Annotated in this window: 9 protein-coding genes; 4 read left to right on the forward strand and 5 right to left on the reverse strand. The window is 62.9% G+C overall.

Annotation, left to right across the window (positions count from 1 at the left end; genetic code table 11):
* Nucleotides 1–200: 200 nt before the first annotated feature.
* Nucleotides 201–2027 (forward strand): glutamine--tRNA ligase, encoded by a 1827-nt coding sequence (gene glnS / locus M2447_RS10145; RefSeq protein ID WP_277508657.1) that lies wholly within the window; start codon nt 201–203, stop codon nt 2025–2027.
* A 228-nt stretch (nt 2028–2255) separates the two neighbouring features.
* Nucleotides 2256–3545 (forward strand): hypothetical protein, encoded by a 1290-nt coding sequence (locus M2447_RS10150; RefSeq protein ID WP_277558522.1) that lies wholly within the window; start codon nt 2256–2258, stop codon nt 3543–3545.
* A 98-nt stretch (nt 3546–3643) separates the two neighbouring features.
* Here M2447_RS10150 and M2447_RS10155 read toward each other — a convergent pair whose 3' ends face one another.
* The 4 genes from M2447_RS10155 to M2447_RS10170 all read right to left on the reverse strand — a co-directional run bounded on the left by M2447_RS10155 (nt 3644) and on the right by M2447_RS10170 (nt 7166).
* Nucleotides 3644–5017 (reverse strand): MFS transporter, encoded by a 1374-nt coding sequence (locus tag M2447_RS10155; protein ID WP_277558523.1) that lies wholly within the window; start codon nt 5015–5017, stop codon nt 3644–3646.
* A 121-nt stretch (nt 5018–5138) separates the two neighbouring features.
* Nucleotides 5139–5936, reverse strand: a complete 798-nt coding sequence (locus M2447_RS10160) for a hypothetical protein (RefSeq protein ID WP_277558524.1) — start codon at nt 5934–5936, stop codon at nt 5139–5141.
* 6 nt (nt 5937–5942) lie between these two features.
* Nucleotides 5943–6422, reverse strand: coding sequence for a biopolymer transporter ExbD (locus M2447_RS10165; protein ID WP_277558525.1), 480 nt, complete (start codon nt 6420–6422; stop codon nt 5943–5945).
* A gap of 60 nt (nt 6423–6482) precedes the next feature.
* Nucleotides 6483–7166 (reverse strand): MotA/TolQ/ExbB proton channel family protein, encoded by a 684-nt coding sequence (locus M2447_RS10170; protein WP_277508648.1) that lies wholly within the window; start codon nt 7164–7166, stop codon nt 6483–6485.
* A 170-nt stretch (nt 7167–7336) separates the two neighbouring features.
* Here M2447_RS10170 and M2447_RS10175 point away from each other — a divergent pair, with 170 nt between their 5' ends.
* The gene (locus M2447_RS10175) at nt 7337–9157 is read left to right on the forward strand and encodes an ATP-binding cassette domain-containing protein (RefSeq protein ID WP_277558526.1); all 1821 of its coding nucleotides are present in this window, start codon (nt 7337–7339) and stop codon (nt 9155–9157) included.
* On the opposite strand, the gene M2447_RS10180 is transcribed toward M2447_RS10175, so the two are convergent.
* Nucleotides 9158–11821: a hypothetical protein gene (locus M2447_RS10180; RefSeq protein ID WP_277558527.1), complete on the reverse strand. Its 2664-nt coding sequence runs from the start codon at nt 11819–11821 to the stop codon at nt 9158–9160.
* A 130-nt stretch (nt 11822–11951) separates the two neighbouring features.
* Here M2447_RS10180 and hisN point away from each other — a divergent pair, with 130 nt between their 5' ends.
* Entirely contained in the window at nt 11952–12734 is a 783-nt protein-coding gene (gene hisN, locus M2447_RS10185) for a histidinol-phosphatase (protein ID WP_277508645.1), read from the forward strand.
* Nucleotides 12735–12778: the final 44 nt, after the last annotated feature.

The following is a 12778-nucleotide window of genomic DNA, read 5'->3' on the forward strand; positions in this document are numbered from 1 at the left end:
TGCCAAGCACTCGCAATGATTGGAGCTTCATGGTGTTGACTTTTGCTTTGCTTCCGGACCGTTGCCCCGGGTCAACATGTCTATGGGTCTTTCTGCCAGCCCCGACAAACCCACTTGCCACCGTCTGCCTCTCTTGGTTCCCTTTGCCTTTTTCCGATTTCACACGCCACATTTATTCAGTCCCTCAGTCCCTACGAATCATGTCCGCAGAAAACACCGCCGAGAACACCAGCGCCGCGCCCACCGATTTCATCCGCGATATCGTCGCCGAGGATGTCGCGCAAAAACGCTACCCCAAAATCATCACCCGGTTTCCGCCCGAGCCCAACGGCTACCTCCATCTCGGCCACGCCAAGTCCATCTGCCTGAACTTCGGCATCGCCCTCGAAAACGGCGGCGTTTGCAACCTCCGCATGGACGACACCAACCCCGCCAAGGAGGAGGTCGAATACGTCGAGGCCATCACCGACGACATCAATTGGCTCATCTCCGGCTGGGCCGACAAACAAATCGGCCTCACCACCCCGCACGCCCATCCCGCGTCCGCCACGATCGACGGCAAGCTCGACTACCACCTCCCCGCGGCCAATGCCGCGGAAATTCCAAATTCCAATACTCAAATTCCAACAACTGCCGGTTCCGACCAATCGAAAATCCATTCCCCGTTCTTTGCCTCCGACTACTTTGACGCCCTCTACGCCTACGCCGAGCAACTCATCCTCAAGGGCAAGGCCTACGTTTGCGATCTCACTCCCGAGCAAACCGACGAGTATCGCGGCGCGCCCGACAAACCCGGCAAGCCCAGCCCCTGGCGCGACCGCACCATTGAGGAGTCGCTCGACCTCTTCCGCCGCATGAAGGCGGGCGAGTTTCCCGACGGCGCGCGCACGCTCCGCGCCCGCATCGACATGGCCTCGCCCAACGTCTGGTTGCGCGACCCGCTCCTCTACCGCATCCGCCACACCGCCCATCATCACGCCGGCGACAAATGGTGCGTGTATCCGCTCTACGACTACGCGCATTGCGTTTCCGACTACATCGAGGGCATCACCCACTCCATCTGCACGCTCGAGTTTGTTGTCCACCGCCCGCTCTACGACTGGATCCTTGAGGCGCTCGACCTTCCCCGGCCGCTTCCGCACCAATACGAATTTGCCAAGCTCAACCTCGCCTACACCCTTTTCAGCAAGCGCCGGCTCATGCGCCTCGTTAAGGAAAATGTTGTCAACGGTTGGGACGATCCGCGCATGCCCACCATTGCCGGTATTCGACGCCGGGGCATCCCCGCCGCCGCCATCCGCAATTTCGCCTACAACATCGGCGTCACCAAATACGACTCCCTCACCGAACTTGCCGTTTACGAAAACGCCATCCGCGACGAACTCAACGCCACCGCGCACCGCCGCATGGCCGTCTTGAAACCGATCAAAATTGTCCTCACCAACATCGCCCCCGGCGAAACCATCGAGTGCCGCGCCACCAACCACCCCGGCAACCCCGATCTCGGCACGCGCCCCGTCGCGCTCACCCGCGAAGTGTTTATCGAGGCCGATGATTTTGCCGAGGTGCCGCCGCCGAAATACTTCCGACTGAAACCCGGCGGCGAAGTCCGCCTCAAATACGCCTGCATCATCAAGCTCGACGAAATCATCAAGGACGCCGACGGACGCCTCGTCGAGCTCCGCTGCACCGCCGACCTCACCACCCGCGCCGGCCAGCCCAACGTGAACCGCAAGGTCAAGGGCACGATTCACTGGGTCAGCGCGGCCAGCGCCATCGACGCCGAAGTGCGCCTCTACGACCGACTCTTCACCGTCCCCGAACCCGGCGCGGACGACAACTACCTCGACCATCTCAACCCGAACTCCGTCGAAACCGTCACCGCCAAACTCGAGCCCTCCCTTGCCGACGCCGCGCCCGATGCGCGCTACCAATTCGAACGCCTCGGCTATTTCACCATTGATGGCAAGGACAGCAAGCCCGGCGCCCTCGTCTTCAACCGCACCATCACGCTCAAATCAAAGTAGCGGAAATTGGACATTTTTGTCGCGGGAGCGAAATCCCCGCAAAACACGCGCTTTTTCAATAAAGTTGCAATATCAAGGCGTGTAGATACTTACGTATTGACTATTTTTCATGTAATTTCCACTACGTGCATTATTCAGTATATATAAAATACGTCAACGCGTGATGGCTTCGGCGGTTTCAAGGCTCTCTGAAAAACACCTCGGCCATCTGCTTTTTGCACAAAAACAGTGAATACGTTTCAAGTCTCAAACTCCTTTTTCCGAACAATCCTTGTTATTATCGCGAGCCTCGCGTTCATCACAACCACCGCGCTCATCATCATCAATTTTGACCAGGCGCCCGCGTCGGTCATCGTTCGCATCATGATCGCCGGGTTGCTTTTTGTGCCCGGCATCTCTGCGATTTTCGGGTTCGTCTGGCTGCCGGTCTTCATCATTTCCCGCCTTTTTCTGCGCCACAGGTTCGAGCGCCGAAAAGTCCCCCTCTTCCCGCTTCCCGCAATCATCCCGCCCGCGTGTTTTTTTGTGGCCGCCCTGGCGTTATCTTCCCTCCTTCTGGTCCGTTACAACAACAACCACCGCCTTCGCGAAACCGTGGCCCAAGCCCTTCGCGCCCCGGCGCCGAACGCCGCCACATGGACCGCGATACCCGCTGACAACGACAAGGTGCCGGCCCAAGTGGAACGCTGGCTCGGCGAAAGTTTTGGCGTGCACGAACCCAAGCTCATTGAACTTGCGGAAAATTTCCCCGGCAACATTCCCATTGCGCAAAAAATCGTCGACCAAATTAGCGCGTCCACCCGCGTGCTCAACATCCTCTGGACAAACCACCGGTCGGAGGCCTCCGGCTTTCACGATGCGTCGCGAAACGAGCCGCTGCGCCGCTTGCTCGTGAGCATCGCCACCCACCCCGAGGCAAACGAGACCCTGGCCTGCGACATCGTCCGGCACACCAATGATCCCGCCGTGCGCGTCGCGATCGGCCAGCACTATGGAAACTCGGTCGCCTTCCGCCAAAAGTATCTCGACATCCTTCTTGCCGACTCGTCGCCGCAAAGCCGTCGCATCGCCGCCGGCATCGTCAATATTTCCTACCCGCAGATGGCCAGCCTCGCCAGCGATCCCGACCCCGCGGTTCGCGCGCGCCTCGCGAGCAACCCCTACCTGCCCGACAACCTGCTCCGGCAACTCGACACAGATAACAATATCGAGGTTCGCCGCAATCTCATGCTCAACCCCAACGTCCCCGCCGAGTGGCGCAATGCGTATTACCGCGAAGCCATCATGCACGAGGACCCCGGGTTTCGCGGACGCCTCGTGCGTGAAAACCCCGACTGCCCCGAATTTGTGCTGCGCAACCTCGCCAACGATGAGAGCGCGGAGGTTCGCGCCGAAGTGGTCAACCACTCCAAAACCCCGATGGATGTGATCGGGCGGCTCGTCAATGACAAGGCCGCGCCGGTGCGCACACAGGCAAAAATGCGCATGCGCGACGATCTCGGTCCGGCGACTTACTGACAAAAACCAACCCCGACACGGTCGCAAGCGTCTCCCCGGTCAGCACCAACAATGCCGGTGCGACAAACGCCTTCGTTCCCGGCGAGGGGTGAGGAATATTATTTTTCGTCCTCAATCGGTTTTAGCTGATTGAGCGGCGGGACGGTGCGGATGGCGGGGAGCGAGAGGGCGACGCTGACCACGACCATGATCGTGCAGACGCCGCCGAAGGTCGCCGCGGCCACGGGGCCGAAACGCGCCGCCATCAGGCCGCCGCGGAACTCGGAGATTTCGTTGGAGCAGCCGATGAAGAGCTGGTTGACCGACGTTACGCGTCCGCGCAGGTAATCGGGCGTGAGCATTTGCACGAGCGTATGGCGAATCACGACGCTGACGTTGTCGCAAATGCCTGTGAGGAAAAGCGCGAAGAGCGAGAGGAAGATGTTGCGCGAGAGCGCGAAGATCACGATCGCCGCGCCGAAGCACACGACCGACCAGAGCAGCGTGATGCCGGGGCGCTTGAAGGGCCGCGAGTGCGCCACGAAAACCGCCATCATGATCGCGCCGACCGAGGGCGCGGCGCGCATGCAGCCCGCCCAGAACTCGTAGTTTTCAAAGTGAAAAATGTTTTTCGCGTAGAGCGGATACATCGCCGTGAGCCCGCCGAGGAGCACGGCGAACAAATCGAGCGTGATGGCGGCGAGCACGGGTTTTTGTCTCCAGATAAAAGTCGCGCCGGCGGAGGCCTTGGGCACGGGCAGCGAGGCGTCGCGCGGCTTGCGCGGCTGGAGCGCGATGCCAACGAGCGAGACGGCGAGCACGATGGAGAACACGGCGTCCGCCGCATACACCGCCGTGTAGCTCCACACGGCGACAAACCCGCCGAGCACCGGGCCGAGCACCGCGGAGAGTTCAAACGTGCTGGAGTTCCATGTGAGGGCGTTGGTGAGTTGCGACGGCGGCACGAGGACGGGAATGATCGAGCCGCGCGCCGGCGCGCCGACCACGCGCACCGTGGCGTGCAAGAGTTGCAGCAGGTAAACGATGGGCAGCGCGGGGTTGTCGAAATGGATCGCGCCGAGATTGTCCTTGCTGGTGAAAAAGTGAGCGACTGTTTCAATGAGGCGATTCGCCCCGCGCAGCACGCCGACGTAGGGGATGCTGTCGTGAAAATGCGTGACCATGACGAGCATGATCGAGAGCGCGCACGAAGCGCTCATGGTGAGGGTGATGATTTTGCGGCGGTCGTATTTGTCGGCGAGCACGCCGGAGGGCAGGACGAGAAAGATGAGCGGGATGACGTTGACCAGGCCGATGAAACCGATGGCGGCGGCGGAGTTTGTCCAATGCAGCACCTGGAGCGCGATGGTGATGCTCATCGCCTGGCGCCCGAGGTTGAACGCAAAATTGCTCAGCAGAAAGCGGCGGAATCCCGCGTTGCGGAACGCGACATACGGGTCGGGCTTGGCTTCTTCTGGCTGGCTGGCGTTCATTGCGTGCTAAAATTGGAAAAACGTGAAGTGTTTGAAAATCGCGGCGCGCACGCAAGCATCGCGTGGGCGGCGCCCGTTGTTGTGTATTCGGAAAACGGATACGCCGCCTGGCGCCGGCGCGTCACGGCCCGATCCGTATTATGTAAAGGCCGGGTGCGAGTTCGAGGCGGGAGCCGACGCGCAGGTTTTTATCGAGATAATTGGAGAGATATTGCGCGACCGCGGGTGCGCCGGCGCCTTTTATGAGCGTTGGCGGGGCGGCGAGGCCGGTGACGTCGATTGCGGCCAGAAATTCGAGCGGAGACCAGTCGCCTGTCGCGAGCGCGTCCGGCATGTCGGCGGGCCGGGTCGCGGGCCGGGGGACGGGGAGTTCGAGCACGACCCGCCCGGTTCCGGCGTGAACCACCTCGACGCTGGCCTGGCGCGCGGGGAGCGGCGCGAGTGGAAACTCGGCGCGCCCGAGGGTCGCGTAGGGAGTCAGCGTGTGCCCGTAGCCCAGCGCCTCGACGGGGCGCGCGGGGATTTGAACAGGGTCGGGATACCGGATCGTGAAGGCGTCGTCGGAGTAGGCGTAGCTCGGCGGAAAGGCGCGGAACGCCTGTTCCGGCTCCCTGTGCGTGGTGCTCACGAGGTCGGCCTGCGTGTAATTGTGCGCCGTGGGCAGGAAGAGCGGCGCGGGATCGAGCAGGAGCGCCTCCTCGTCGAGAAGGCGGTTGCGCTGCTTGTCCCCCATGTGCGCGATGCTTAGCGTGGCGGGATCGGCGGAGGTCGCTCGCGGAACGGCGACCGGCAGGCGCACGACCCCCACAAGCACGGAAATGCCCGCCACCAGCGCGACAAGCGCCACGACCATCAAAGCCAACATGCGGCGATTTTCAGCGCGCGAGCTCCATTGAAACAGGCCGGCCTTGATTTTCATGGGCAATCATTCTCCCGCCTGCGGGCCGGAGGGGCGAAACGAGGGGGAGGTTGTTTTCTCGGGGGTGGCGAGTATTGAAACCTTGAAGCCGATTTCGCCGGCAAGGTCGGCGATGCGCGACACCTCCTCGATTGTCACGGCGGAGTCGGCGCGAACAAGAAGCGACGCGTCGGGCGAATTTTTTATTTTTTCAGCAAGCCAGGCCTCAAGTTGCGCATGGCTGACAATGCCCGTGTCGGCGAAGATTTGCCCGTTGGCCTTGATGCTGACGACGGTCGTGCCGGGCACGTATGAAACCCTGCCGGCCGGTCGCGAGGGCAGTTGAAAATCGCTGCTCTCCACGACGATGGCCGGCGAAAGAATGAAGCGTGAGCCGAAAAACAAAAAGAACATCGCGATGAGCGTGAGGTTCGCAAAATGCACCCAGTCGTAGCTGCGCGGAGGCGGGCTCAGCTTGGAATTGAGATCGAGCGGGCGGATAATCATCGAGCTAAAGAATGGTGAATGGCGAAGAGTGAGTGGTGAAGGCCGGGTGTCCTTTTATTTTCACGCCTTGCCCTTTGCTGTCCTGCCCTTCGGCGCCGGCGCGCCGCCGTCAATGCCCTCGCCTTCGTATTCATTAATCAAATACTCCATGATTTCATTGGCGGCCCACTCCATGTCGCGGGTAAGCGCGCGCACGCGGCCCCGGAGAAAATGGTGCCCGAGGTGCACGGGGATCGCGAGCAGGAGGCTGGCGGCGGTGACTGTGAGCGCCTGCCAGAGGCCGTTGGAGAGGGCGGTGGCGGTGGCAAACTCGGCGCCTTGCATGAAGGCGTGAAACGTCATGATCATGCCGAAGAGCGTGCCGAGCAATCCGACGAGCGGCGCGACCTGGCCGATGGCGGCAAACGCGCCGAGGCGGCGTTCGAGCGAGGGGATTTCCACGATGGCCGCCTCCTGCACGGCGTAGCGAAGTTTTTCCGGCGGCTTTCCGGCGTGCATGAGCGCGGCCTTCACAATCGAGGCCACGGGGCCGGGCGTTTCCTCGCAAATGGTAGCGGCCTCGACGAGGCGGCGGTTGTTGAGCGTGTTTTTGATGCCGTCGAGAAACGCCTTGGACTTGATTTGTCCGCGATGAAGATAGAGCGCGCGCTCTATGAACAGCACGATGGCGACCGCCGCCATGAAGACGATGACCAGCATCATCGGGCCGCCTTTTGAGAAGAGACTGAAATCGAATCCGGACATTCCGAGTATTAGCATTTAGTGGATGCGCACAGATTTGCAACGCGACATCCGCGGCGGCGAGGAGAAAAACGCCCCCGCGCGCAAACAGACGCTGAAAGATGCCTCCGGGTTCGCGAAACGATTTTTCTTCCCATTCCGCATTCTCCGCCTCGAAATCCGCGTTCCTTCGCATGGCTCTCGTAAACTTACTCGACATCAACCTCGCCTTTGGCGGTCCGGCGGTTCTGGAAAACGTCAATTTCCAGATCGACCCCGGCGAGCGCGTCTGCCTGGTCGGGCGCAACGGCTCGGGCAAGACCACGCTCATGCGCGTGATCGCGGGCGAGATGCAGGCCGACACCGGCGTCGTCTCGCGCCAGCCCGGGGCGCGGTTTGCGCGGCTCACGCAAGAAATCCCGGCGGATGTGCGCGGCATTGTTCACGATATCGTTTCGTCGGGACTCGCGGAGGTCGCGCACGAGGAATCGTGGGAGCGCGAGCTGCGTCTCGAAAAACTCCTCGAACGCATGGCGATCAACCCGCGGGCTGATTTCGCCGCGCTCTCCGGCGGCTTGAAACGCCGCGTGCTGCTTGCCCGCGCGCTCGCCTCGCAACCCGACCTGCTCCTCCTTGACGAGCCGACCAACCACCTCGACCTCGAGTCAATCCTGTGGCTGGAAAATTTTCTCCTTAACGAAAAAATCTCGCTCTTCTTCGTGACGCACGACCGCGCGTTCCTGCGCCGGCTCGCCACGCGCATTGTCGAGCTCGACCGCGGCATCATCACAAACTGGGACTGCCCCTACGACACCTACCTCGCGCGCCGCCAGGAACGCCTTGAGGCCGAGGAGCGCCAGATGGCCGCCGCCGACAAAAAACTCGCGCAAGAGGAGGAGTGGGCGCGTCGCAAACCCAGCGCGCAGCGCAAGCGCTCCGGCGCCCGCCTCGAAGCGCTCGCCGCCATGCGCGCCGAACGCCTCGCCCGCCGCGAGCGCACCGGCAATGCCAGCATGCGCCTCGCCGAGGCCGACCGCTCCGGCGTGAAGGTTGTGGAGGCGGAGGAGATGTCGTTCGCGTATCCAAACGGCAAATGCATCATCCGCGATCTCACAACCACGATCACTCGCGGTGACAAAATCGGCGTCATCGGTCCGAACGGCTCCGGCAAGACCACGCTCATAAAACTCCTGCTCGGCGAACTCGCGCCAGCCGCCGGCACGATCAAGCACGGCACAAACCTTGAGGTTGTTTATTTTGACCAGTTCCGCGCGCAAATCGACGACGACAAAACCGTGGCCGACAATATCGCCGACGGAAACACAACCGTCACCATCGACGGACGCCAGCGCCACGTGATCACCTACCTCCAGGATTTTCTTTTCTCGTCGCAACGCGCCCGCACACCCGCGCGCGTGCTTTCCGGAGGCGAGCGCAACCGCCTGCTTCTCGCGCGTCTCTTCACAAAACCCGCCAACGTCCTTGTGCTCGACGAGCCCACCAACGACCTCGACGCCGAGACGCTCGACCTCCTCGAAAACCTGCTCGTTGAATACCAGGGCACGCTGCTTCTCGTGAGCCACGACCGCGACTTTCTCGACAACGTCGTCACGGGCACGATGGTCATGGAGGGCGATGGGCGCGTTGCCGAATACGTCGGCGGTTACGCCGATTACATCCGCCAGCGCGCCGCGCTCGACTCAGCGGCGGCATTGCGCGCGCAACAAGCCTCGCCGGCCCTTGGCAAAAAAACACCGTCCACGCCCGCCAAGTCCGCCCGCCCCCGAAAGCTCACCAACAAGGAAAACCGCGAGCTCGACGAACTTCCCGCCAAAATCGAGGCGCTCGAAGCCGAGCAAGCCGGGCTCACGGCCAAGCTTTCCGATCCCGATTTCTACAAAAGTGATTCCGCCGCCGCCCCGGTCGTTCGCGCCCGTCTTGAGGAATTGGAGTCAACTCTCGCCGCCGCCTACGCGCGCTGGGAGGAGTTGGAGACGATTCGGAACGCCACTTGATTAAGCGTTTCCCCGCATGATGCGGTTCTGGGCGAGGGTGGCTCCGGGGAGGTTTTTGGTGATGATGAGCTGGTAGGCCTCGCGGGCTTGGGTGAATTTGGACTGCTGCTCGAGCATTTCGCCAAGGCGGAGCAGGGTGCGCGACATCCAGTAGCGACCCTTGGAGCCGAGCTTGGCGGCTTGGGTGTCGTCGAGGAGGAAGTCGTTTATCATCTGCCACCAGATGGTTTCAAGCCGGGCGGGGGTGTTGCGCGCAATGAGGTTGAGACCGAACTTGTAACCGGCCTCGACGCGAAGATCCACCGGCGCGGCGGGAAGATCGAGGAGGCGTTCATAAATGGCGGCGGCGCTTTCGGCGCGGGAGGCGTCCGAACTGGCGATGGCGGCGTAGCAGTCGGCGAGGGCGAGCTCGGCGATCAGGGCGTCGCGGAACTCGGGGAATTTGTAGCGGTTGATGAGGTCGCGATAGGTTTCGATGGCGTGTCCGTATTCATTGATGGTGCGAAGGAGGTTGCCCTGCCTGAGGCGCGCGTAAAAGACGAGCTCGCCATGCGCGCCGGGGTTGGTGTTTTCCTCGTTCAACACAAGGTCCTCGAGAAGGCGGTAGGCTTCGCGGTAATACTGGTCCTGCGCGCGGCTTTCGGCGTAGATGGCGGCCTGGTAAAGCGCGTAGGAGGCGTAGGGGGTGCCTTTGTAATCGTCGGCGAGTTTGCGGAGAAGTCCCTGCGCCTCGACGATCTGGCCGCGCCTGGCGGCTTGGTCGGCCTCGATAATGTAGGAGCGGATGGCGGCGGCGGTTTTCGGGTATTCGCCGCGGAGCAGGCGGAGGGTCGAGGCGATCTTGTCGGAGGGCGACTGCCCGGGTTGGGCGAGGGCGTAGCCGGCCTCGACTTCGAGGAGGAGCGCCATGCTGATGATGTCGGCGCGCAATTTAGGGGCCACGTCATCGAGGGAGGTTTTGATTTTTTCGGCGTGGGCGATTGCCTGCTCGTAGTTGCCGGAATCGTGGGCAAGGCGCATTTGGAGCCATGCCATGCGGGCGCGAAGTCCGGCGGGCAATGTTCCGTCGCCCGCCGGTTCGGCGAGCAGTCGGCTGACGCGGGCGTAGGCTTGCGCGGTTTCGCCGGCGGTTTGAAGCGCGCGGGATAGATTCCACTCGGCCTGCCAGCGATTGACTGGGTCGAAGCGCTCGTCGCTGGAATAATCGTCGAGAACTTTTTGCGCGGCGGCGAGGGGACCGCCATTGGAGTGGGCGTGGATTTCGGAGAGCACCCGTTGGAACATGAGCATGCCGGGCGCGACTCCCTCGGGGACGTCTGCGAGGGCGTAGCCGTAGGCGCCGGAGGCGTTGCGGAAATCCTTGGCGCGAAAATAAGCCTCGGCAATGAGCACGCCGAGCCGGGCGTGGACGGGGCCGGATTTCAACTCGGCGCGCGCGCGCGCAGCCCAGTCGGCGGCGGCGCGATAGCGGCCTTGTTCCCATGCGATGGCGGTTTGCACGCCGAGCGCGGCGGCGCGAAGCGGCGAGCCGGGAAACTCGGCGAGGAGCCGGCTGGCGTCGGCTTCCGCGGAGTCGAAGTCCTTGCCGGTTTGTCCGGCGAGGGCGAGTTGGGCTCGGAAAAGGAGCAGGTCGTCGAGGATCGGATGGGGCGGGGTGGCCGCGATGAATTGGTTGAGCCAGTTGTGAAACTCGGTGGCGCGCTCCTTGGTTTGGGATGCGTTGGCGAGGAGGCGGAGGGCGGCGCGTTGTTTGTCGTGGTCGCCGGAATCGGCGAGGAGTTTGCGCAAGGCGTCGCGTCCGGAGTTGTCGTCGGCCCCGGCGATGAGCCCCAGGAGGAGCCGCCACTCATCGCGAATCGCGGTTTCCTGCTGGGGGAGAAACTGAAGTTGCGTCTGGAGAAGGGTGACGGCCTCGCTGCGGCGGTTGGCGGCGTTGAGCGCGACGGCGAGCTGGCTGATGGCACCGTAGCTGTCGCGGCGTCCGGGGTTGCGGTCGATTGTCTGGCGGAGGCTGGCGATGGTGTTTTCGCCGGCCTGGCCGAGGAAGAGCTGAACGCGCCTGCGCGAGAGCATGAACCAGGAGCGCTGCGCATCGGTGGCGGTCGAGGTTTCGGCTTGCTGGTATTGCTGGGAGGCCTGCGTGTAGTCGCCCGCTTCCTCCGCGAGCATGCCGCGCATGAAAAAGAGCCACGGGCGGTCCGATTGGGGCAGGTCTTCCGGCTGGAGCGAGGCAATGGCGGCGCGGGCCTCTTCGAAACGGCGCGCGCGCGCGTCGATCAATGCCCGCCGGAGAATAACCGCGGGAGTAGGCGCGCCGGAGAATTGTTGCAGGGCTCCGGCCGCTTCCTCGATGCGATCGTCCTCAATCAGCGCGGTGGCGAAGGCGAGAGTGACGCGGTTGTGTGTTTGCGGGGTGGCGGTGTTTGCGGGGGCGTCAAGAAGCTGTCGGTAGATTTCGGCGGCGATGGAGGGCAGGCCGGTTTCGAGGGCGCGTTGCGCGGCGAGCTCGGTGAGCACGCCGGGGCCGGGTGCGACGGTCGGGGTTTGTTCGGCGGGGAAGGGCACCGGCGGCGCCAGCGATTCCTGCGCGCGCGCTGTGCCGGTCGCGTTTGCGACCATCAGGAATGCGGCGAGGGCGAAGACCAATGTCTTGGGCGGAATCATGAATGCGGGCGAATTTGCGCGGAATGGCGGCTCGTGGCAAGGGCGGGCGCGGCATAAATCGACATAATTCGGCCTGAGTCGATTTGAATCGATTTGAAAAGCGGGAGCGGGCAAGTTTGCGCGAAACACCATGAGCAATTTTCAAGAGCTTACCGAGTTTCGCGATTTTATGATCGAGCTGGCGCGGCGCAGCGGTGAATTCATCACGCCGCGCTTCGGCAATCCGGGGCTGGCGGTCGAAATGAAGGGCGACGCGTCGCCCGTGACGGCGGCGGATCGCGGCGCGGAGGAATTGATGCGCGATATGATCTCGAAAAAATTTCCCGCGCACGGAATCGTCGGCGAGGAATTTGGCAGCGAGCGCGCGGACGCGGAATGGGTCTGGGTGCTCGACCCGATCGACGGCACGAAGTCGTTCATCACGGGTGTGCCGTTGTGGGGGACTTTGATCGCGCTGAAGCATTGCGGCGAGCCGGTGCTGGGTGCGATTCACCAGCCGGTGCTCGGACAATTGATGCTGGGCGACGGCGTCGAGACGACGCTCAACGGCCGCGCGGTGCGTGTGCGCGAGTGCGCGCGCATCGAGGAGGCGACGGTGTTGACGAGCGACCCGTTGAACGTGAGCAAATATCAAAACGGCCCGGCATACGATGCGCTGCTTGCGAAGGCGCGGCTCGCGCGGACATGGGGCGATTGTTACGGCTACCTGTTGCTCGCGGGCGGATGGGCGGACGTGATGCTCGACCCGATCATGAACCCGTGGGACATCCAGGCGTTGATTCCGGTGGTGCGCGGCGCGGGCGGCGTGATCACGGACTGGCGCGGCGGCGACCCGGTGAACGCGGATTCGATCATCGCCGCGGGGCCGGGGCTGCACGCGCGGGTTGTCGCGATGCTCAACGGAGAACCGTGAGTGTGGCGTGGCCCAAAAAAATGGGGCGCGGGCGGTTTTCCGGC

It is taken from the genome of Ereboglobus sp. PH5-10 (genome assembly GCF_029504735.1).
In the GTDB taxonomy this organism is placed as follows: Bacteria; Verrucomicrobiota; Verrucomicrobiia; order Opitutales; family Opitutaceae; genus Ereboglobus.

Coding starts and splice junctions, on each gene's coding strand:
- glnS (WP_277508657.1), top strand. CDS start 201: ATGTCCGCAGAAAACACCGCCGAGAACACCAGCGCCGCGCCCACCGAT.
- M2447_RS10155 (WP_277558523.1), bottom strand. CDS start 5,017: ATGAACGCCAGCCAGCCAGAAGAAGCCAAGCCCGACCCGTATGTCGCG.
- M2447_RS10160 (WP_277558524.1), bottom strand. CDS start 5,936: ATGAAAATCAAGGCCGGCCTGTTTCAATGGAGCTCGCGCGCTGAAAAT.
- M2447_RS10165 (WP_277558525.1), bottom strand. CDS start 6,422: ATGATTATCCGCCCGCTCGATCTCAATTCCAAGCTGAGCCCGCCTCCG.
- M2447_RS10170 (WP_277508648.1), bottom strand. CDS start 7,166: ATGTCCGGATTCGATTTCAGTCTCTTCTCAAAAGGCGGCCCGATGATG.
- M2447_RS10175 (WP_277558526.1), top strand. CDS start 7,337: ATGGCTCTCGTAAACTTACTCGACATCAACCTCGCCTTTGGCGGTCCG.
- M2447_RS10180 (WP_277558527.1), bottom strand. CDS start 11,821: ATGATTCCGCCCAAGACATTGGTCTTCGCCCTCGCCGCATTCCTGATG.
- hisN (WP_277508645.1), top strand. CDS start 11,952: ATGAGCAATTTTCAAGAGCTTACCGAGTTTCGCGATTTTATGATCGAG.